The 20797-nt window shown below is 39.9% G+C and carries 20 protein-coding genes; 1 reads left to right on the plus strand and 19 read right to left on the minus strand.

Annotated elements, in window-relative coordinates; all coding sequences use genetic code 11:
- Positions 1-400 precede the first annotated feature (400 nt).
- The 5 genes from ACLL8Z_RS10555 to ACLL8Z_RS10575 all read right to left on the minus strand — a co-directional run bounded on the left by ACLL8Z_RS10555 (position 401) and on the right by ACLL8Z_RS10575 (position 6412).
- Positions 401-1168 carry a succinate dehydrogenase/fumarate reductase iron-sulfur subunit gene (locus ACLL8Z_RS10555; RefSeq protein WP_411274748.1) on the minus strand — a complete coding sequence of 256 codons (768 nt, stop codon included), beginning with the start codon at positions 1166-1168 and terminating at the stop codon, positions 401-403.
- Between the two features lie 106 nt (positions 1169-1274).
- Entirely contained in the window at positions 1275-3209 is a 1935-nt protein-coding gene (locus ACLL8Z_RS10560; RefSeq protein ID WP_411274749.1) for a fumarate reductase/succinate dehydrogenase flavoprotein subunit, read from the minus strand.
- 43 nt (positions 3210-3252) lie between these two features.
- Positions 3253-4038, minus strand: a complete 786-nt coding sequence (locus ACLL8Z_RS10565; protein WP_411274750.1) for a succinate dehydrogenase cytochrome b subunit — start codon at positions 4036-4038, stop codon at positions 3253-3255.
- A 134-nt stretch (positions 4039-4172) separates the two neighbouring features.
- Positions 4173-4829: a ligase-associated DNA damage response endonuclease PdeM gene (gene pdeM / locus ACLL8Z_RS10570; RefSeq protein WP_411274751.1), complete on the minus strand. Its 657-nt coding sequence runs from the start codon at positions 4827-4829 to the stop codon at positions 4173-4175.
- A 74-nt stretch (positions 4830-4903) separates the two neighbouring features.
- A complete protein-coding gene (locus ACLL8Z_RS10575; protein ID WP_411274752.1) occupies positions 4904-6412 on the minus strand; it encodes a Do family serine endopeptidase in 1509 nt (502 codons plus the stop codon).
- Positions 6413-6971: 559 nt separating this feature from the next.
- Here ACLL8Z_RS10575 and ACLL8Z_RS10580 point away from each other — a divergent pair.
- A complete protein-coding gene (locus ACLL8Z_RS10580) occupies positions 6972-9872 on the plus strand; it encodes an SNF2-related protein (protein WP_411274753.1) in 2901 nt (966 codons plus the stop codon).
- Between the two features lie 68 nt (positions 9873-9940).
- On the opposite strand, the gene ACLL8Z_RS10585 is transcribed toward ACLL8Z_RS10580, so the two are convergent.
- From ACLL8Z_RS10585 to ACLL8Z_RS10650, 14 genes are all read right to left on the minus strand, one after another.
- The gene (locus tag ACLL8Z_RS10585; RefSeq protein WP_411274754.1) at positions 9941-10546 is read right to left on the minus strand and encodes a trimeric intracellular cation channel family protein; all 606 of its coding nucleotides are present in this window, start codon (positions 10544-10546) and stop codon (positions 9941-9943) included.
- Positions 10547-10570: 24 nt separating this feature from the next.
- A complete protein-coding gene (gene aat, locus ACLL8Z_RS10590) occupies positions 10571-11206 on the minus strand; it encodes a leucyl/phenylalanyl-tRNA--protein transferase (RefSeq protein WP_411274755.1) in 636 nt (211 codons plus the stop codon).
- A gap of 19 nt (positions 11207-11225) precedes the next feature.
- The gene (locus ACLL8Z_RS10595) at positions 11226-11510 is read right to left on the minus strand and encodes a hypothetical protein (RefSeq protein WP_411274756.1); all 285 of its coding nucleotides are present in this window, start codon (positions 11508-11510) and stop codon (positions 11226-11228) included.
- A gap of 7 nt (positions 11511-11517) precedes the next feature.
- Complete coding sequence (locus tag ACLL8Z_RS10600) at positions 11518-12210, minus strand: TonB family protein (RefSeq protein ID WP_411274757.1); 693 nt, start codon at positions 12208-12210, stop codon at positions 11518-11520.
- A gap of 28 nt (positions 12211-12238) precedes the next feature.
- Positions 12239-12919: a peptidoglycan DD-metalloendopeptidase family protein gene (locus ACLL8Z_RS10605; protein ID WP_411274758.1), complete on the minus strand. Its 681-nt coding sequence runs from the start codon at positions 12917-12919 to the stop codon at positions 12239-12241.
- A gap of 20 nt (positions 12920-12939) precedes the next feature.
- The gene (gene trhA, locus ACLL8Z_RS10610) at positions 12940-13569 is read right to left on the minus strand and encodes a PAQR family membrane homeostasis protein TrhA (protein ID WP_411274759.1); all 630 of its coding nucleotides are present in this window, start codon (positions 13567-13569) and stop codon (positions 12940-12942) included.
- A gap of 5 nt (positions 13570-13574) precedes the next feature.
- Positions 13575-13949 (minus strand): 30S ribosome-binding factor RbfA, encoded by a 375-nt coding sequence (rbfA, locus tag ACLL8Z_RS10615; protein WP_411274760.1) that lies wholly within the window; start codon positions 13947-13949, stop codon positions 13575-13577.
- 73 nt (positions 13950-14022) lie between these two features.
- Entirely contained in the window at positions 14023-15210 is a 1188-nt protein-coding gene (gene hflX, locus ACLL8Z_RS10620) for a GTPase HflX (RefSeq protein WP_411274761.1), read from the minus strand.
- A gap of 113 nt (positions 15211-15323) precedes the next feature.
- Positions 15324-16136 carry an indole-3-glycerol phosphate synthase TrpC gene (gene trpC, locus ACLL8Z_RS10625; RefSeq protein ID WP_411274762.1) on the minus strand — a complete coding sequence of 271 codons (813 nt, stop codon included), beginning with the start codon at positions 16134-16136 and terminating at the stop codon, positions 15324-15326.
- 19 nt (positions 16137-16155) lie between these two features.
- Positions 16156-16719: an anthranilate synthase component II gene (locus ACLL8Z_RS10630; protein ID WP_411274763.1), complete on the minus strand. Its 564-nt coding sequence runs from the start codon at positions 16717-16719 to the stop codon at positions 16156-16158.
- A 98-nt stretch (positions 16720-16817) separates the two neighbouring features.
- The gene (locus ACLL8Z_RS10635) at positions 16818-18227 is read right to left on the minus strand and encodes an anthranilate synthase component I family protein (RefSeq protein ID WP_411274764.1); all 1410 of its coding nucleotides are present in this window, start codon (positions 18225-18227) and stop codon (positions 16818-16820) included.
- Between the two features lie 337 nt (positions 18228-18564).
- Positions 18565-19020: a cytochrome B gene (locus tag ACLL8Z_RS10640; protein ID WP_411274765.1), complete on the minus strand. Its 456-nt coding sequence runs from the start codon at positions 19018-19020 to the stop codon at positions 18565-18567.
- A gap of 59 nt (positions 19021-19079) precedes the next feature.
- The gene (locus ACLL8Z_RS10645) at positions 19080-20087 is read right to left on the minus strand and encodes a hypothetical protein (RefSeq protein WP_411274766.1); all 1008 of its coding nucleotides are present in this window, start codon (positions 20085-20087) and stop codon (positions 19080-19082) included.
- 131 nt (positions 20088-20218) lie between these two features.
- On the minus strand, positions 20219-20590 hold the full coding sequence (locus ACLL8Z_RS10650; RefSeq protein WP_411274767.1) for a response regulator: 372 nt from the start codon (positions 20588-20590) through the stop codon (positions 20219-20221).
- Between the last annotated feature and the right edge of the window lie 207 nt (positions 20591-20797).

Consider the following 20797-nt stretch of genomic DNA (forward strand, 5'->3'; position numbering starts at 1 on the left):
AGTATCGAAGTTAACATCCAGAGCAGATGGCTGACTAACTGAAAAAGACAATACATCAGATAAAGTGATGTTTGCATTAGCATTTTGTGCAAACGAAGTATTGCTGATTATTGATACCGTAATGAATGCGATTAGGAATAATATTTTTTTCATGGTTATGTTTTATAAATCTGGGTTGGTGTCTGTATTTGAATACTAATAGACAAAGTATCGTCCAAAACAGCCAACTCGCTCAAAATGGCCTAAAAATGTATTTTCATTAAATGGCAAGAAATTTAGAAAGGGAACTTGTTCCCCGATTGGGGAATATTATACTCATTAACGGACATTGTCCAATACGAAAAAAACAAAAAAAGCCCGGAATTTAATTTCCGGACTTTTTTGTATGATATTAATTTGATCAGACTTCTTCCTCTTTAAATAGCTTTGCAGTGAAATAATCTCTGTTCATTCGCGCAATGTTTGTTATTGAAATCTCTTTAGGACACTCTGCCTCACAAGCTCCGGTGTTGGTACAGTTTCCAAAACCTTCCTCGTCCATTTGAGCCACCATTGCCTGCACTCTGCGATATCGTTCGGGCTGTCCCTGTGGTAATAATGCCAATTGAGAAACTTTAGCCGAGACAAACAACATAGCGGAAGCATTCTTACAAGCTGCAACGCATGCACCGCACCCTATACATGTTGCAGAATTAAATGCTTCGTCAGCTATAACTTTAGGAATTGGTATAACGTTCGCATCCGGAACACCGCCTGTGTTAACAGATACAAACCCTCCCGCCACCTGGATCCGGTCAAATGCTGAACGATTTGTTGCGAGGTCTTTTATAACCGGAAATGCTTCAGCCCGCCATGGTTCGATTACGACTGTATCATTATTTTTGAAGCTTCGCATATGAAGCTGGCATGTCGCTATACCTTGCTTCGGACCATGAGGTCGTCCGTTAATGTGTAGTGAACATGACCCGCAGATACCTTCACGGCAGTCATGATCGAAATGGATTGGATCGTCACCCTTTTTTACCAAGCCCTCATTAACCACATCAAGCATTTCCAAAAAAGACATATCCGGAGATACGTGATCAGCTGCGTAAGTAACGAAATTACCTTTAGTGTCGGCATTTTTTTGACGCCATACCTTTAACGTCAAATTCATATTTTCACTCATTTGTGTAGTATTTAGTAGTTAGTTATTAGTAGTTAGGTCCTGTTTCAGTTTATCTTAGAGTTAGTATTAGAGATTCGTCTAATCACTAAATACTAATCACTACCTACTACTTATAACTCCGTTGTGATAATTTAACATTTTCAAACACCAGCTCCTCTTTATGCAATTCCTCAGGAAGATTATCTCCTATATATTTCCAGGCAGCTGCATATGCATAATTTTCATCATCACGCAGCGCCTCTCCCTCATCTGTCTGGCTTTCCAGGCGGAAGTGTCCACCGCACGACTCCTTACGGTCTAATGCATCGTCTACCATCAATTCTCCCAATTCAAGGAAATCAGCAATCCGGCCAGCGTTTTCCAGATTTTGGTTAAACTCTTCATTAATTCCAGACACACGTGCGTTTTGCCAGAAGTCAGACCGAAGAGCACGTATTAGCCCTTTAGCCTTGATTAATCCCTCTTCTGTACGAGCCATGCCGCAATATTCCCACATAATGTGGCCAAGTTCGCGATGATATTCATTTGCAGTTTTTGTCCCTTTTAACGCAAGCAATTTATTAATGCGTTCGACTACGCTTCGCTTTGTTTCTTCAAAAGCAGGGTGGCTGTCATCCAGAGCTTTAGGTCCAATAGTAGCTAGATAATCACCGAGGGTATATGGAATCACAAAATATCCATCTGCCAAACCCTGCATCAGTGCAGAAGCACCAAGCCGGTTTGCGCCATGGTCAGAAAAATTAGCTTCACCAAGGCAGTAAAGTCCTTTCACTGTTGTTTGTAAATTATAGTCAACCCACAGTCCTCCCATAGTATAATGAACAGCGGGGTAAATCCGCATCGGTTGTTTGTATGGATTTTCGTCAGTTATTTGCTGATACATATCGAAGAGGTTACCATATCTTGCGCGCACGGCGTCTTCTCCCAGGCGACCAATTGCCTCAGCAAAATCGAGATAAACAGCAATACCGGATGCACCTACACCCCGCCCCTCATCTACCATGTCTTTCGCATTTCTTGAAGCCACATCACGTGGAACCAGGTTTCCAAAGGCAGGATATTTACGTTCCAGGAAATAGTCTCTGTCTTCTTCTTTAAGATCTGTGACTTTTAATTCTCCGCTACGCAGCCTTTGAGCAAGTTCAGCTGTTTTAGGTGCCCAAACCCTTCCGTCATTACGCAACGACTCTGACATAAGCGTCAATTTCGACTGGTGATCTCCAGTTACCGGGATACAGGTTGGATGAATTTGTGTGAAACATGGATTAGCAAAATAAGCCCCCCGTTTGTGTGCTTTCCAGGCCGCTGTCACATTACACCCCATGGCATTGGTAGAGAGGTAAAATACATTTCCATATCCTCCGGTACACAAAAGAACTGCGTGCGCACTATGAGTTTCGATAGCACCGTTTATAAGGTCTCGTGTAACTATACCTTTAGCCTCACCATCAACAGTAACAACATCCATCATCTCGTGTCGGGTGTACATTGTAACCTTTCCCAGATTAATCTGGCGGTTAAGAGCCGAATAAGCCCCTAATAGCAATTGCTGGCCCGTTTGACCGCGTGCATAAAAAGTTCGGGAAACCTGAGAACCACCGAAAGAACGGTTATCAAGCAAACCACCGTATTCACGTGCGAAAGGAACTCCCTGTGCCACACATTGATCAATTATATTAACCGACACTTCTGCAAGGCGATATACGTTTCCTTCGCGAGCCCGGTAATCCCCACCTTTTATTGTATCATAAAATAAGCGCTGCACACTGTCGCCATCATTCTGGTAATTTTTTGCACCATTGATTCCACCTTGAGCTGCAATTGAGTGCGCACGCCTGGGGCTATCCTGAAAACAAAATGCTTTTACATTATAGCCAAGCTCCGCCAATGAAGCTGCCGCAGAAGCCCCAGCCAAGCCCGTCCCAACTACAATAACAGTATATTTTCGCTTGTTAGCCGGATTAACCAGTTTCAGGTTAAATTTATGTTTTGACCATTTTTGAGCCAATGGCCCTTCCGGAATTTTAGCATCTAATATCATCTCAGAAACTTATTTTAATCTGATCGCTCAGAGAATGTAAATCTTATTTAAAAAAGTAAAAGTAAACTGGCATTGCAGCAAACAGCACCGGTATCAAAACACCGAAGATCCACACACCCAGGAAGCGAATAATAGGAATGTATTTTTTATTATCCCATCCAACGGTTTGAAAAGCGCTTCTAAACCCGTGAATCAGGTGAAAAGCCAGTGCTGCCATAGATATTACATAAAGTAGTACATACCACCAGATTTTGAACGAATGTGCAACAACTTTATAAAGATCCTTTGATACAATCACCTGTTTACCGGCTTGTGTGTCTATATAATCCGAGTGAATTAATCTTTTAGAATCCCATGGTAATTCTGAAACGGTTATATCGCTGGGATTATCCAGACTTATTTCATATTTAGCATATGGCAATTCGGCGTTATGATATTTCCACCAAAAATTACCCATGTGGACTACAATAAATACCAGAAGCACAGTTCCGAGAATTCCCATATTACGCGATGTCCACGGACTGTTCTGGCTGCCTGCCTGAACTGCATATCCTATCGGGCGCGCTTTTTTGTTACCAAGTGTTACAACTAGTGCCCAAACTGCATGTACTATGATTGATGCATACAATAAATATGAGATAATTTTTATTGGAATGAAATGAGTCATGAAGTAGGAGTATGCATTAAAAGCTTGGCCAGAATCACCCCTAAATAACTGAAGGTTCCCAATTACATGTACGATCAGGAAAGTGCATAGAAATAAGCCGGTGGCGGCCATAATCAGTTTTTTTCCCAATGAGGATGAGAACGTTTTTGCGAAATTGGCCATTACCTAGTGCTATTTTATAATTCAGCAGCAAATTTATCATTATATGGTAAAATACTTACTGCCCTAAAAGGTATAGTGAGAGATATTATCTATTTAGAATCGATCTAAACCGCTAGATTGGAGCTGATTCTGATTTAAAAACTGATGATCGTATTCTTCGCTACAGCGAAAATCTGGTCGCCTCTGACGTTCTTCACACACATTTTGCCGGTGAACTTTCCAAATGCAGGAATGATAGCTTGATTTGTCCCAAAATGGAAACATGGCAAAGTCAGTAATTGCCGGGCACTCCCTTTCAGTGTTACACCCGGGTGAATATGACCACTAATTACATATAACTCATCATTATGATCTTTTACTTTCAAGGGTTCATGAGAAAATAGAAAAGGTTTTATGGCCAATTTTTCGTGTAAGTCGAAATTCAGGTCTGTATAGAACTTTTTATTCAGAATATCATGATTGCCCAAAACTAATATCATATCTATCGCCTTGAACATCGAACGCCACAACACAAGCCAATCCCAGTCATTATTCATATCACTATGAAAAAGGTCTCCTAGAAAAATAATTTTGGCGGGTTTATATTCATGAATTAGATCTGAAATAAGAGCAAGGTCATCTTGTTCCATTTGTTTTGGTATGCCAATTCCTGCTTTCCGGAAATGACCAACTTTCCCTAAATGAATATCAGCGATAATTAATGTACTTTCTTCTGCCCAGAAAATAGCTTTCTCAGGCAACAGTAAAAGCGTTTGGTTTAAAAATTTGAAGGGGAGAGGGGGAGAGATCATTTATCGCAAAAATACAAAAGCCTCCCCAAAGAATGGGAAGGCTTTATATTATGAACTTATAATTTTCTACGGTATTATCTTTTTATGGGAAATTGATATCTCATAGAACTTCCATCAGGAGTAAATCCGCTGATCGTAACCATATTATTTTTGCTGGCAGTAATAGCAGCCTCGATATCCTGAGTTTTATTTACAGGCTGCCCGTTGACGTTAGTTATAACTGTTCCCTGTGCAATTTCGATCTGGTCGAAATAACCCTCCTGCTGTACACCCGTAACAATAACACCTGAGCTAATCTGGTACTTCTTTTTAAGCACGTCGCTCACCGGGGCAAAACTTGCTCCAAGGTTTTTAGTTACCCCATTAGCAGCAGTTCTTGTATCGTTATTCTTAATGGACTCTTCACCTTTCAGCGTAACATTTTTTGCAAATTCTTTCCCCTCCCTTAAATAGGTAAGCTGCACCTTGTCTCCAGGCCCCAATCGGCCAATACGCTCTTGCAGGTCAGAAGGATCGAAAATCTGCTTCCCTTCAACTTTAGTAATAATATCGCCCTCCTTCAAGCCAGCCTGAGCAGCACCGCCACCGGGAACCACGGCATTCACGTAGAGCCCATTAAGTTCGTTAACCCCAAAACGCTTTGCCTGTTCTGCATCTAAGCCAGTGAAATTGACACCGATAAACCCTCTTCGAACTGAACCGAAAGCTTTAAAATCATCTAATACTTTCTTAGCAAGATTAATTGGAATTGCAAATCCATATCCTTCATAACTGCCGCTTTGAGAGGCAATCGCTGCATTAACTCCAATCAGTTCGCCCCTCGTATTTACAAGTGCACCTCCACTGTTACCCCTATTAATAGCCGCATCTGTCTGAATAAAAGACTCAATAGCAGTTCTTGCCTGAGGTTCCCCGTTTTCAGAGGGCTGAGCATTATCAAGAATTCCAATTTGTCTTCCTTTGGCACTTACAATACCTGCTGTAACAGTAGTGTTCAATGCAAAGGGATATCCTACTGCTAAAACCCATTCACCAATTCGGACATCATCCGAATTTCCTAATTTAACAATTGGATAACCAGAACCTTCTATTTTGATTAGCGCAAGATCTGTATTAGCATCACGACCGATAACCTTGGCAACTAACGAACGCTTATCAGGAAGTATTACATCAATCTTATCTGCTTTGTCAACTACGTGATTATTAGTAACTATATATCCATCAGTAGAAATAATTACGCCAGAGCCAGATCCCATAGCGGGTCCACGTGAGCGACGCCCACCGCCGCCAAAGAAATCTTCGAACATATCCTGCATTTGATCACGACCTGCTGTCGCTCCGGGATTATTATATGTCGTCTTGATATGCACGACTGCAGGAGTAACTGCCGCAGCTGCCTGGGTGAAATCCAAATCTCCAGTTGAAGAGTTGATCGCCGGCATCGGGTTATTTGTGAAATGCACATTTTGCTTTTCTTCAAAAGACATCCCGTCCTGATATTTATTCTCTATTAGCTTATAAGAGCCAATAGCAACCGCCCCGCCAAGGCAGGCAGCCAAAAACGTAACACCTATTTTCTTCATAATTATCAATTTATCATTAGTTCTTTTTTCAACAATTAAAGATGTTCAAAATTAATACCACATCAACGCAAATCAAGAATTTGATGTATGTAAAATATGTTAAAGTTTGTTAAATCCATCTCATTGTTACAGATATGTTCAAGCATATATGAAATGCTAACGTTACTAGTGCATTCATTATACGACTTAAACTGGGAAACTAATACAACTAGTGACCTAATTTGTAATCCTTATTGACAACACGCGATTGACAATCTGCCAAAATTTCCGATTGTCGGTCACCTCTATTTGAATTGAAAGGATTTAATCCTCAATATTGCCAAACCTATATCGTCAAAACTTTTGTATTCGACGATTTTACTAATAAGTATGAGCAATTCTTCCAGATAGATATAACCTTAATCAAATAATCTCACATTTGAATGCGATATCCGTAACCCTGGCGAATTTTTTAAATCAGAAGTACATATTTTTTAGGCTTAAGCTTGTAATATGAAAAATACTATATAAATTTAGAATTTTTTAATGCTCAACTTGCTTAAAATTTGTCTGAACACCTATGTTAAGAGTTGACAGCAGTAAACCTTGTAAAATTGTATATTCCATTTGCAAGCACGAATTCCTCGGATTTCTGATAGAGCCTCACATTGTTCAGTTAAATTCTGACGGGGGATTTTCCTTAACATATCAACGGGTATTCAGTAATACGGCAGGTGAATTTTCTTCGGTACTTGATGATATTGATCATAAGCTAATTAAATTATTGGAAGAGACTGAACAGGGACATATCATAAAACGATATCATAAAAAAGCGATCAGACCCCTGGAGTACTTCAGCACTATATTTAATGATAATCTTTTTGAGACCTTAAGACCTAAAATTGAGAAAAGACTTATTGATGCCTTTAAAATTCTGGGGGACAGGAATCTTTATTTGATGAGTAAAGAGGGCTGGCCAGTAGAAAGAAAAATTACAATTGCCCCAGAACCAGCTTCAGTATTATTTCATTTCAGAAGAGGATTAACTGAAACACGATATTTTCCCACGATCAAATTTCAAGGATTACGAATGGAATTTATGTTCAAGGAAGCCCAGATCATCTGCAATCAGCCAGCATTGCTATTGCTCGATGAGGTGCTATACTACTTCGAGGAAGAACTGGAAGGCAAGAAACTACAACCATTTCTTAATAAACGTTTTATTTCAATTCCAAAATCTTCTGAAAGAACATATTTCGAAAAATTCGTAGCTCCACTTATCGAAAAGCACGCTGTTTATGCTGAAGGCTTTGAAATAAGGACAGAAAAATTTGAAGCTACTCCGGTTCTGAAGCTTCTGTATGTTGACAGTGAAAGGCCACAACTCCAGCTCTACTTCAGATACGGCGACTACATTTTTCCTGCAGGAAGTGACAGAAGGATATCGGTGAGAACTGAGAAAAAAGATAATGATTATATATTTCATCGGATCAAACGTTCTTTAAGTTGGGAAAAAAATAAGCTGGATTTTTTACAGGAACTCGGTCTTAAGTCTACAGGTTCACTGTTTCTAAGCGTCTTTACTACAAATTCGGAAAACCAGGAAGAAGAGCCTTCACCTTTCAGAGTGATCAACTGGTTGAATGAGCACCACGATGAACTTGAATCTAAGGGCTTCACGTTTGAGCAAACGGAAGGAGTAAAACGCTTTGTGATTGGCCGAAGTAAAATTGATCTGGAAATTCGTGAAAATTACGATTGGTTTGATATACATGCTGTTGTTCATTTTGGGCCTTATCAAATACCCTTTGTTGAACTAAAGGCCCATATCTTAAATAAAATCCGGGAATTTAGACTCCCATCAGGTGAAATCGCGGTAATTCCCGAAGCCTGGTTTGCACAATACAGCAACCTCCTGCAATTTACCGAGGGCACCAGAAACCTTAAACTGAAAAAACATCATATCGGCCTGGTGAACGACTTTGCGAACAGCGAACTTGCTACTGTGAGCATGGACAGGAAACTGCAGAAACTTTCCAATTTTGAAGAGATTGAAGACACAGATATACCTAAACTATTTAACGGAGTGTTGCGCCCCTATCAAAAGGCTGGCTACAATTGGTTTCATTTCCTGCGAAAGTATAATTTTGGCGGTTGTCTGGCAGATGATATGGGATTAGGTAAAACGGTGCAAACACTCGCTTTACTTCAAAAGGTCAAAGAAGAAAATCATGACGAAGGAATTCATACAACTTCGCTGATTATCATGCCTACATCGCTAGTTTACAACTGGCTAAACGAGGCGAAGAAGTTCGCGCCTAAGTTGAAGATACACCCTCACACGGGAAGCATGAGAAATAAAGAGGTTGAAATATTTTCAAATTATGATGTGGTGATCACAACTTACGGAATTACGCGAGTTGATATAGAATTCTTAAAAACCGTCTATTTCAACTATATCATACTGGACGAAAGTCAGAATATAAAAAACCCTGCTTCGAAATCATTCAAAGCTGTTAAGGCGCTCAAATCGAAAAATAAGCTTATTCTAAGTGGCACACCGGTTGAAAATACAGTAAACGACTTGTGGACACAAATGTCATTCATAAATCCCGGTTTACTTGGAAACCAACACTTTTTCTACACTGAATTTGTAGTTCCGATCGAAAAGAAAAATGACGAGGAAAAGGCAGCGAAGTTGCAGGCATTGATAAAGCCTTTTGTACTGAGACGCACCAAGGCACAAGTTGCAACTGAGTTGCCCGACAAAACTGAAAACCTTTTCTATTGTCAGATGAGTGAGGACCAAAAAGATTATTACGAAAAGATAAAGTCGGAATATCGTAATGCTTTGCTTGTAAACATGGAGGATGGTACATTCAAACGATCTCAGATACAGATTTTACAAGGTTTGACTAAATTGAGACAGATTGCCAATCATCCCCTGATGATAGACGAGGGCTATGAGGGCGATTCCGGAAAATTTGAGAACGTGATACATACACTCAGAAATGTTCTCTCACGCGGGCACAAAGTATTGGTGTTCTCTCAATTTGTGAAGCAACTCGATATTTACAGAAGATATTTCAACGATCAGAAAATTCCCTTTGCATACCTGGACGGCGCCACGTCAAAACGTGGAGAAGTAGTCAGGGAGTTTCAGGCAAATAAGGATATAAAACTTTTCCTGATCTCGATAAAAGCAGGCGGTGTAGGATTAAATTTGACAGAAGCGGATTACGTTTTCATTCTTGACCCCTGGTGGAATCCTGCAGTCGAGCAACAAGCTATAGACAGAACCCATCGCATCGGGCAGAAGAAAAATGTATTTATCTACAAATTTATTACTAAGGAAACTGTAGAAGAAAAGATCCTTGCTTTACAAAAAAGAAAAAGGAAAGTTGCTGAATCATTGATTACCACAGAGGAGAGCTTCGTTAAATCATTAACGGCGAAAGATATCGCCGATATACTTAGTTAGTGATTAGTTGGTAGAAGCTTTTCCCTGGCGCTTTTTTGACTAACAACTATTTGACTAACAACTAAACCTCACCTCGACTTGGGCAGTGTCAAATGATACTTAACAGATATCACACGAATAGAAATTATAATAAACACACTGACGAAAGAATTGATATTATCATCAACTTTCAGAGCTTTGAGTACAACAAATATTGCTGCTCCTGATAAACAGGCCGTTGCATAGATCTCCTTTTTAAAAATGAGCGGGATCTCGTTGATAAGTGTATCTCGTATCACCCCACCCATTACAGCCGAAAACATCCCCATAATTATAGCGGCCAAAGGTGAAACTCCAAATTCAAGTGATTTCTGAACACCTACAACAGTGTACAGTGCAATCCCGATAGTATCAAAAAGAAAAAATGTACGACGGAATTTGATGATGTAATATTTGAAAGTTATTGCGAATACCACCCCTACAGTAATTGCTATTAGATAATTACCGTCCACAACCCAAGTCGGCCGAACTCCAAGGATCATATCTCGCAAGGTACCTCCACCAACAGCTGTCACAAAACTTGTAAAAGTTACGCCGAAAATATCTTTATACATATTTTTATCCGATGCCGCCAATGCACCGGAAACCGCAAAAACTAGTGTACCTAGGAGGTCGATGTAATAGGGTAACTGCATATCATCTTGTTTTGCAGTAATTTATTACATTTTATTTAGATATTTCAAATACTCGCTTCTGCTGACTAAACTTGCACCCATACTTTCCAGATGCTTAGTGTGAACCTGGCAATCGATCATAACGAAACTGGAATTGCTACACAACCAGATTAAGGCGGCTTTCGAACCATTACTAACCTTGCTAAACATGCTTTCCCCGCAAAAAACACTATTTACAACTACTCCGTATAAACCTCCTACAAGGATATCATCTTCCCAAACCTCTACCGAATGTGCATAGCCTAATCCGTGTAAGTCAATATAGGCCTTTTTCATTTCCTGAGTTATCCATGTCCCTGTTTCTCCCTGACGGGATACAGTTGCACAAGCTTCAATAACTTCTTCAAAAGAATCATCAAAAGTAATATTAAACTGACCGCTATCAATCACTTTAGCCATGGATACTGAAATTTTCAACTTTTCAGGAAATAATACAAAACGCTCATGTGGTGAGTACCAAAGAATGGGACTTTCATCTGAGTACCAGGGGAAAATTCCATGATGATATGCCAGCATCAGACGGTTCGGCGAAAGATCGCCGCCGACGGCAAGCAATCCATCGTCTTCAGCTAATTCTGGCTTGGGAAACCATATCTCAGTGTCTGATAATTGATATAACATTTCTGAATTAACAGTTTCTTTAACCCAGAGAGATCAGGAGGAAGATAGCCGTTGTCAACAATAAAGCAGAATAAAGCGCTAAAGATTTCGCGTTAAAACGATCTTTCCAAAAAACATAAAGACAGTATAAGGGCAAACCAAAAAGAAGAGCTAGTAATGGCAAATTAATGAGTTCAAAAATAGCACCGCTTACCGCAAAATAATAAACATTTACAACCCTGCCCAGTAGCACGATAATGACTACAGCAATGCTTATTACAAACAGCACCTTATGGTCTCTTGAATTACGAAATATCACACTCATCCTAAGACTACTTACAATTCTGATCGATCATAGCAGCAGACTTACTGCTTCCCAAACGGCGAATCATTTGAGCATCTTCACAAGCGCCTTCTCTATCCTCTTGCTTTGACTTACGCTGGGCTTGCTTGAAAAGGCGATCGATAAATTTCTCATCATATCCTAACTGGCTCTTAAGAGCAATTATTCTTGCTTCATCGGCTTGATCATATATACCCTGATCCTTCTTATCGTAGAAATTAAAAATTGCATTGTTAAGACCGAGCCGGGCCTGATAGGCGTTTATCGCAGCATTAATTTCATCTTTAGATCTCTGTTCGCATTTGAAATCACGAAGAGCAAAATTTATCGGAAGAACAAGAGATATTAGCGTGTCGTGGTTAGCCGGCATTATCCATTTACCTGAAGTGAGCCGCACAATACGCAGAGCTTCCATATCGAGATCTATTCCAAAACCTTTGTGGATCCCGGAATTGTAGATCCGGCCTTCTTTGTTAAGTTTAAAACTTACCTGTATGGTTCCCTGAAGACAATTTTCTTTGGAGAACTCCGGATAAATTAAATTATTATCTATAAAAGTCTTAAGGCTTTTCTGTCCGCCTTTAAAGGCAGGCTCTTCATCAGCCACCCGGCTTAACTTGTCAGGCAACCCAAAAAGTGCAGAGATAGTAAGAAGCAAACTGAGGATGATATTCAGATACATATTCTAATTTAACGAAAAATATGAGGAACTAATATCCAAACGTATGTTTTAGTATGATATGCGGGTCTGGACAATTGCCGAGAAAGGATTCTCTTTCAGAAAAACGGCATACTCCTGGGTAGTCTCCCTCTAATCCTTGCATGTTAAATATAATTTGAAAATGTAGATGTGGAGGCCAATGTCCATTTTCCAAAATGTCGCCGAACTCCGCTATTTTTTCTCCCCTTCTAACGAATGTCCCTTTTGCTAAATTCTCTATACTTGCTAAACTTAAGTGTCCGAAAAGAGTGTGAAATCGAACTCCATCCGCATCGTGTTCTAGAATGAGCGTGGCGCCGTAATCTCCGAAATTATCGTTAAATTTAAAGCTATGGATAGTGCCGTTTAGCGGAGTAAATATAGGTGTGCCTGCGGGACCCCATACATCCACACCCAGGTGCAGTCTGCGGGGCTCTTCATTGGCGTCGAAGAGGTCGCTACGAGAATAGATAGTTCGATGTTCATCATAGCCGCCAATTCCATACCGGCAATTTTCTTTTTCTATAATTTGCCGCACCCAAGTTGAAAAAGTATCCGTATCCGCCAAAATTGCAAATTTCAAAGAATCGTTTGCGGCCGTGAAATCAAAATGATGTAATTTATCAGACTTTGTATCAAATGGAACAACTGATGAAACAGAAGCGGCATTCTTTTCGAGGTATTTTTTCAACCGCGACGACTGTTCAGCACTCACACGAATAAATAGAAGTAATTATAGACGTAATGAGAAAGAGCGCCGGCTACGACGAAAAGGTGCCAGATCTCATGGCTATGCAAAAGCGTCCCCATTGGCTTATCCTTATAATAAAAAAAGGTCCCGCCAGCATAGAATAAACTGCCGAGCAACATCCATCCAATAGCCAGGAATGGCAATTTCTCAGACATTTCACTTAGTAGTGGAACTATAAGGGCACCCATAGCAATGTATATTGTCAATGAGAGTATGGTATTTTTCAGTCGGTTAAAAATCTTCAAAAGGCAACCGGCAAGAGCAATGGTCCAGATCATGGTAAATAATGACCAACGGATGTACCCGTCAAAAACTAATAAAGCGGTAGGAGTATATGAGCCCGCTATCATCAGGTAAATGCAGCAATGATCAAATTTTTGCCAAAAGCGAATTTCTTTCTCAGTTACGGGATAACTATGATAGGTGGAACTAATTCCGAAAAGAACGAAAGTACAGATCCCGTAAATCCAGGCTGCGGTTTGCTGGGCTTGAGTATCCGCACGTACCAATAACATAAAAGTGCCCGGAATTGCAAGAATTGCCGGGATAACGTGTGTGTAAAAATTGACAGGCTCGCGAATAGTCCTCATTCCACTCAATCTTCCTGTTCCGGCTGACGAGGTTCTCTGCTTAATTTATCAAATATCTTGTCCATTCGCTCGACATACTCGTTTGTATCATCTACGAAAAATTCCAGTTGTGGAACTATTCTGGCTTGATCTTTAATACGACTTCCAAGTTTATAACGAATTTCGCCGGCATGGGCTTTAATAGTATTTAATGCAAGCGTATTGTTCGTACTATTAAAAAAGCTCAGATAAACACGGGCGATAGCCAAATCAGAAGTAACTCTGACCTTAGTTATTGTAACCATCACATTAGGTAACAAATTCGCTCCCTCACGCTGAAAAATTTCAGCAAGATCTTTCTGTATAACTCCAGCAAACTTTTGTTGACGTTTAGACTCCATAATATTCTCGGCTCATGTTCAAATAAATAAACTAATCATCGATGAGCGAAGCTCATCTGTTCTTAAGCATGTTCTAGTATAGTAATTTATCATAAGGGTAGCGGGCTGTATGAATTGCTTTCACCTTCTCATAAAGCAGTGACCTGAACTCCTCGATATTTTCTTTGTTTAAAGCAGAAATAAATATCGCAGGCGTCCTGTTTTTATTCATCCAGCTATTTTTAAAATCTGATAAAGTTAAGGGCGGATGCTCTTCTTGTGGATCAAAATCTGCAGGTTTATAAGCATCAATCTTATTGAACACCATAATTATCTCCTTATCGATAGCACCCATTTCCTTCAATGTTTCATTCACAGTGTTGATCTGGTCTTCAAAGTTTTGATGAGATATATCCACTACATGAATCAAGATATCTGCTTCGCGAACTTCATCTAGAGTCGACTTGAAACACTCAATCAAATGGTGAGGCAACTTCCTGATAAATCCAACAGTATCGGAAAGCAGAAACGGAAGATTTTCTATTACCACTTTTCTCACGGTCGTATCTAAGGTTGCAAACAACTTATTCTCAGCAAAAACATCAGATTTCGAGATCATATTCATGATCGTAGATTTACCTACGTTAGTATATCCCACAAGTGAAACCCGAACTAACTGGCTTCTATTTTTCCGCTGGGTCTCATTCTGTTTGTCAATTTCCCTTAACCGTTCTTTTAAGAGAGTGATTTTATTCAAGATCAAACGGCGATCAGTTTCGATTTGACTTTCTCCTGGTCCGCGCATTCCAATTCCCCCTTTTTGGCGTTCAAGGTGGGTCCATAAACGGGTTAGCCGGGGCAGTAGATATTGCAACTGAGCTAGTTCAACCTGGGTTTTGGCTTGAGACGACTGAGCCCGCCTGGCAAAGATATCCAGAATAAGATTACTACGGTCGAGGACTTTTACCTGAAGTTCGTTTTCAATATTTCTAAGTTGTGATGGAGATAATTCATCATCAAAAACGACCACGTCAATCTCTTCAGACTTAACATACGCATTGATCTCCTCCAACTTTCCAGTACCTACGAAGGTAGCCCGGTCCGGCCGCTGCATTCGTTGAGTAAATGACTTATGAGTTTCACCGCCAGCTGTATCAACCAAAAAGGTTAACTCATCCAAATATTCACGTGTTTGGTCCTCTGTCTCCCCCGGAGTTATTATTCCAACCAATACCGCTTTTTCCGGTTTGATCTCTGTTTCGAAAAATTTCTGTCTTGGCATTTAATTGTTAACAAGTGTCAAAGATAAGAGTTTGAATAGAGCCATGAATCAAGAGCCAAGATTCAAGACTACTGTAAAAACTCGATTTAATGGTCTCGGCTCTGGATTCTTTTTTAGAATCCATTCACAAATTCCTGCATCGCTTTACCAGGATCCTGTTGTTTCATAAAATTTTCACCGATTAGAAATCCATTGAAGCCAGCACTTCTCAATTCGGTGATCGTTTTCGGGTCACTTAATCCACTTTCTGAGATCTTCAAAAACTCGGGAGGAATGTGGTCAACCAGATCGTATGAGTGTTGGACAGAAACTTCGAACGTACCCAGGTTTCTGTTATTTACTCCAATCGCATCGAGTTCCGGAAAAATGCTTCTCTCAAGTTCTTCACGATTGTGAACTTCAAGAAGTACACTCATGCCTAAACTTTTCGCGAGCCTGGCCAGATTTTGAATTTCTATTGGTTTGAGAATTGCTGCGATAAGCAATATGAGATCCGCTCCCAGTGCCTTCGCTTCTACAACCTGATATTCACTCAGCAAGAATTCTTTCCTAAGGATTGGACAATGATTTCTCTTCCTGGCCTCAATCAAATCAACTTTTCGTCCTCCAAAGAAACTTCTGTCCGTTAAAATAGAAAGGGCTGAAGCTCCTGCTGCAACATATCCGTTTGTTACCTCCTTTACCCTTACTTTATCATTTATGATTCCTTTTGACGGAGATTTCCTTTTGAATTCAGCAATGACCCCTGTTAGTGCAGGATTTAGAAGAGACTCACGAAAAGAATAACATTGCCTGAAAAAATTATCTGATTCTTCAAGCCTAACTATAGGTATTCTTAGTTTGTCGGCCTCAATTTCCTGTTTCTTTTTTGCAACTATTTTATCCAGAATATTTCCCTGTTCCTTTGCAGATATATTATCACTCATATTCTTCCTCATGTCATCTTTAACTAAGCCAGTTAGAAATCAATGTTTTACCATGCTCGGTGAGGACCGATTCCGGGTGAAATTGAACACCTCTGACATCAAGTGTGCGATGACGTAATGCCATAATCACACCGTCAGCATCAGTGGCAGTAATTTCGATGGCGGCAGGCACATTATCATTTCTCAAAGCCCATGAATGGTATCTTCCAACTCTGAATTCAATCGGACAATTCCTAAATAATTTTTCCTCAGTATTCAGGACTTTTATCTCTGTTGCTCGGCCATGCACAGGACGCGATAAATTGTAAAGCTCTCCCCCAAAAACCTCACCAATTGCCTGAAGCCCTAAACAGATGCCAAGAATACTTTTACTTGCCGAATAAGTCCGTATAACTTCTAACAATAAGCCGGATTCGGAAGGAATTCCAGGGCCCGGTGATAAGAGGATCTTATCAAACGCATTTACATCTGCGAGTTCAAACTTGTCATTACGCCATACGGTTGCCTGATGTCCGGTTTCATGTAATAGGTGTACCAGATTGAAGGTAAATGAGTCGTAATTATCTATAACGAGTATGTTCACTTTATTGAGTTGTTAGTTGCCTGCCTGACGGCAGGCAGGTTGTTTGTTGTTAGGAGTTTCGTAAGCCGATATTATTGGCTCGTTATTCCTAATTCTAATTAAATTTCTTCCGCCAATTCAAGCGCCTTCCGCAAGGCCATTATTTTGTTATTGACTTCATTTAATTCACTTTGGGGATCTGAATCGGCAACTATGCCCGCCCCGGCCTGGTAATGCAGGATATTATTCTGGCTTAAAAACGACCGAATCATAATAGCATGATTAAAATCTCCATTGAAGCCCATAAAACCAATTGCACCACTATAGAAACCACGTCGCTGTCCTTCGAAACGATCTATCAGCGTCATCGCCATGTATTTTGGCGCGCCGCTGAGCGTGCCGGCCGGATAAGTATCGCCCACAACATCGAAAGGGTCAACTGATTGCTGAAGCTGTCCCGTAACTTTTGACACCATGTGAATCAGGTGGGAATAATATTGAATTTCCTTGAATGATTTTACCTCCACTTTATCACAATGTCTGCTAAGGTCATTTCGTGCAAGGTCGACAAGCATTACGTGTTCTGCATTCTCTTTTACGTCCCGTTTTAAATTTTCAGCCAGTACCTCATCTAAAACCCCATCGCCAGTTCTTTTGAAGGTGCCGGCAATTGGATAAATCGTTGCTTCATTATTTTTAATTGTAAGTTGTGCCTCCGGTGATGAACCGAAAAGTTTAAAATCACCGTAATCATAATAAAAGAGATAGGGAGAAGGGTTTATTGATCTCAGTGCTCTGTATACATTAAACTCATCCCCGAGGAATGGTTTAGAAAACGCGCGTGAAGGCACGATCTGAAAAACATCTCCACGGAAGATATGTTTCTTAACAGCTTCAACTGTTTTAATAAATTCATCATCAGTGAAATTTGAACTCTCTTCCCCATTAAGACTGAATTTATACTCCGGAAAATTTTTATTTTGAATCAGATATTGAATCTTCTCAAGATTGTCCGGACTATTTTCTTCGGTTCGGTGCTCCAGCAGGTACAATTCGTTCTTAAAGTGATCAATAACAATAATATACCGGTATACGTGATACTGCATTATGGGAATATTTCGCCCCTCAACTGCTTTTGCATGCAATTTGATATCCTCAAAATGCTCAATTGTCTCATAAGCAAAATATCCAAAAAGCCCGTTTGATATAAATTTAAATTTATTAGCTGATGTTGATTCGAACTGGTTTCTAAAGGCAGAGACATGCGTCTTAACATCGGCTTCTTCGAGCGGGTACTGCTCACGGGACCCGTCAGGAAAGTATGTTTCAAGCTTATCATCGGTAAGAGTTATTCCCGCAATAGGATCACAGCAGACATAACTGAGACTATTTTCACGACTATGATAATCCGAGCTCTCAAGCAGAATAGAGTTTGGAAATACGTCCCTCAAACGCAGATAAATACTAACAGGAGTTGTAGTATCTGCAAGCAGTTTTCTATAGGACGTGTATAATTTATAATTCTTCATATCTAATTTACAATCCCGGAGGATACTTTCAGCCATAAAAAAACCCGACGGGTTGAAGCGTCGGGTTCTTATTGTTTAGGTTTTGGTTGATTATTATTTTCTCAAAATACCTTTCCCGTGCGCCGCTCTTCTAAAGGGTACCACCAATTGCCAGCATTTTGTGTTGTGATCATCGGTCACAAAAATATAAAGAAATTTGATACTGCAAATTTTTTGGGGAGATATATTTACATAATTACAATTTAAAATGATAGGTAGTATCCTGGATTTTGATAGAATACTATCCTTAAACTCAGGCTATCTCAAATTGAATAATTCTTCTTCTCGGTTTCAGTTTCTAGGAATTGCCCACCGACATTCCAAACAGTGGACGGCCGCTTTGATAGATTGCGACTATTATGACCAAGACTGCTAAGCCATAATACAGTGAAATCGCCCGATGCTTGTTTATGGACAAGGCTCCCCTTTTCGAACGCGCATGTCCGACGGTTATTAATGCCACGGCAAAAAACATTAATACTGCATGTTCCACAGTCCAATACCGCGCTATTGTATTCTTCATCGCCTCGCCCATGTTTCCATATTGAACTAATGGGCTAAAAAAATATAAAATTAAACCAGCTAGAAGCTGTGTGTGAGTCGCAATCATGGTAAAAAGATTAATCTTCCTGTTGGTTTGTGTGTAATCTTTTTTGCCAAAAAGTGCCGTTACGGACAGAATTATTGCTATACCAAGAAGCAATAGAACTATATATCGTAAGCCTGAATGGAGTCCTAGTAAAAAATTGTACATATTCTGTTTTTTTAGATGATCAAAGTAAAGAAAAAAGTGTCAATCCAATTAACCCGAATTTATCGTGCGTCAAGATAAATTGCTTCCGGAGATGATGATAAGGCCGCAGTGCGAAAAGGGGTCGCATTACCATTATCACCAAATTTAAATACCTGTATTGCTTTATTAGCCTTTTCCGCAACGTAAATAAGATCTTTATCTGCGCGACTATCCCAGGCAACATCAACGGGATTACCAAGACCGGTAGCTAATCCGGAAATTGTCCGCGTTGGTGTAATTGCCGCCCCCATTGCTGTAAATTTCGCCAATGCGGCTTCTATGATATAGACTTTCCCGTCGCTGGCAGAGCCGCTTCCAGTAGCTTCTCCGATATCGGTTAAAATTAAAGCGTCGCGGGAGGATGAATAAGTTATTCCATGGAGTCTTCTGGCTCCTATCACATTTATCGTTTTGTTTGGAACTATTGTGCCAACCACAAGTGAAGAAGCATTTTCAAACAGTTGAACCTGGGCTTTGTCCTGGTCGATTACCACAAATAAACTGCCATTCTCAAAATGAATTCCCCAAGGTTGCCCGTTTAGCTTTAGTTTCTTGCTTGCTCTGGCAGTACCTGCGATTGTGTCTGCACCAATATACACGTACAGTGAGCTGTCGGTATTACTTGCTACATAGAGCGTTTTCCGTACCCTATCGAAAGCGATTTCTCGGGCACTAATCAAACCATCGTCGATAAATGAAGCTTTATTTGTGAGCGAGCCATTAGGCTTGACCGTAAATGACTTTATATTCTTAGCCTGCCTGCTTACTTGAAATACTGTCCCTGAAAAAGGATCAAATACAATTCCGTTACCGTCGGGAAGCTTAGTATCGAATTTATCAGGGATGTCAAGCTTTGCTCCATCTGCAGGATCAAAGATTATAGTACTCATAACGGATGCATCGGTATCTGCATTAGATACATACAGCCTCGAAACAGTGCTTTGAAGCAAAGGCTTATTATCGTCTTTTGTACATCCACATAGTAATGCAACTATGGGCAAAAAAATAGCAAAGATTTGACGATTCATATTTACCACAAAGGTAAGGATTGCGATTAAGATAAAACAAGAAATAAAGAACGAAAACGGTAAAAAATAATACCTTTTGTGGGAACAACAGTACTAATGGACAAGCCTTTAATCCTTGTTCTTTACTCCATTTAGGCTTTTCCAAATTTAAACGCCTTGTTAACAACTTCTTCTAGTTCAGTAATACTAAAAGGCTTAGACAGGGTGTAGTCCGCCCCAGCATTTTCTGCCAATTCGTCTATGTCCTGACTTGCTGTGAAGTATACAACTGGAATAGATTTGTGTACCGGATGACTCTTTATAGTTTGTGTAGCGACTACTCCACCATGTGTAGGAATTTTATTGTCCATGAAAATAAGCGAAGGCTTTAATTCCTCTATTTTCTCGATAATGTTGTCACAATCAGGGATTGTATAGACTTCAGCCAAATTACTGTCTACCAAAATGATTGCCACCACCTCAGAAATTGTTACATCATCATCGCAGATTAATACGCGTCTCATTAGGATTATTTTATTTTCTAATAATACAACATTTAAGCCATATTTGAGCTTTATTACAGGCTTAATGAAAATAAAATATTAAAATAACTACAAATAAAATAAGCTCCTGATGGGCAGGAGCTTATTTAAACTAACCAATTATAAACCTGTTGAATAAGGTTTGCTGTAGGGGAAGGAGTCGAACCTTCACGAAGCAGTTATTTCCCT

Source organism: Daejeonella sp. (assembly GCF_046590655.1).
Taxonomy (GTDB): domain Bacteria; phylum Bacteroidota; class Bacteroidia; order Sphingobacteriales; family Sphingobacteriaceae; genus Daejeonella.

What these genes read in the sequence shown, in the direction of transcription:
- ACLL8Z_RS10575 (WP_411274752.1), bottom strand. Translation starts at nt 6,412, where the DNA reads ATGAAGAAAATAGGTGTTACGTTTTTGGCTGCCTGCCTTGGCGGGGCG.
- ACLL8Z_RS10640 (WP_411274765.1), bottom strand. Translation starts at nt 19,020, where the DNA reads ATGTACAATTTTTTACTAGGACTCCATTCAGGCTTACGATATATAGTT.
- ACLL8Z_RS10645 (WP_411274766.1), bottom strand. Translation starts at nt 20,087, where the DNA reads ATGAATCGTCAAATCTTTGCTATTTTTTTGCCCATAGTTGCATTACTA.
- trhA (WP_411274759.1), bottom strand. Translation starts at nt 13,569, where the DNA reads ATGAGGACTATTCGCGAGCCTGTCAATTTTTACACACACGTTATCCCG.
- rbfA (WP_411274760.1), bottom strand. Translation starts at nt 13,949, where the DNA reads ATGGAGTCTAAACGTCAACAAAAGTTTGCTGGAGTTATACAGAAAGAT.
- pdeM (WP_411274751.1), bottom strand. Translation starts at nt 4,829, where the DNA reads ATGATCTCTCCCCCTCTCCCCTTCAAATTTTTAAACCAAACGCTTTTA.
- aat (WP_411274755.1), bottom strand. Translation starts at nt 11,206, where the DNA reads ATGTTATATCAATTATCAGACACTGAGATATGGTTTCCCAAGCCAGAA.
- hflX (WP_411274761.1), bottom strand. Translation starts at nt 15,210, where the DNA reads ATGCCAAGACAGAAATTTTTCGAAACAGAGATCAAACCGGAAAAAGCG.
- ACLL8Z_RS10560 (WP_411274749.1), bottom strand. Translation starts at nt 3,209, where the DNA reads ATGATATTAGATGCTAAAATTCCGGAAGGGCCATTGGCTCAAAAATGG.
- trpC (WP_411274762.1), bottom strand. Translation starts at nt 16,136, where the DNA reads ATGAGTGATAATATATCTGCAAAGGAACAGGGAAATATTCTGGATAAA.
- ACLL8Z_RS10555 (WP_411274748.1), bottom strand. Translation starts at nt 1,168, where the DNA reads ATGAGTGAAAATATGAATTTGACGTTAAAGGTATGGCGTCAAAAAAAT.
- ACLL8Z_RS10650 (WP_411274767.1), bottom strand. Translation starts at nt 20,590, where the DNA reads ATGAGACGCGTATTAATCTGCGATGATGATGTAACAATTTCTGAGGTG.
- ACLL8Z_RS10600 (WP_411274757.1), bottom strand. Translation starts at nt 12,210, where the DNA reads ATGTATCTGAATATCATCCTCAGTTTGCTTCTTACTATCTCTGCACTT.
- ACLL8Z_RS10580 (WP_411274753.1), top strand. Translation starts at nt 6,972, where the DNA reads ATGTTAAGAGTTGACAGCAGTAAACCTTGTAAAATTGTATATTCCATT.
- ACLL8Z_RS10635 (WP_411274764.1), bottom strand. Translation starts at nt 18,227, where the DNA reads ATGAAGAATTATAAATTATACACGTCCTATAGAAAACTGCTTGCAGAT.
- ACLL8Z_RS10585 (WP_411274754.1), bottom strand. Translation starts at nt 10,546, where the DNA reads ATGCAGTTACCCTATTACATCGACCTCCTAGGTACACTAGTTTTTGCG.
- ACLL8Z_RS10595 (WP_411274756.1), bottom strand. Translation starts at nt 11,510, where the DNA reads ATGAGTGTGATATTTCGTAATTCAAGAGACCATAAGGTGCTGTTTGTA.
- ACLL8Z_RS10565 (WP_411274750.1), bottom strand. Translation starts at nt 4,038, where the DNA reads ATGGCCAATTTCGCAAAAACGTTCTCATCCTCATTGGGAAAAAAACTG.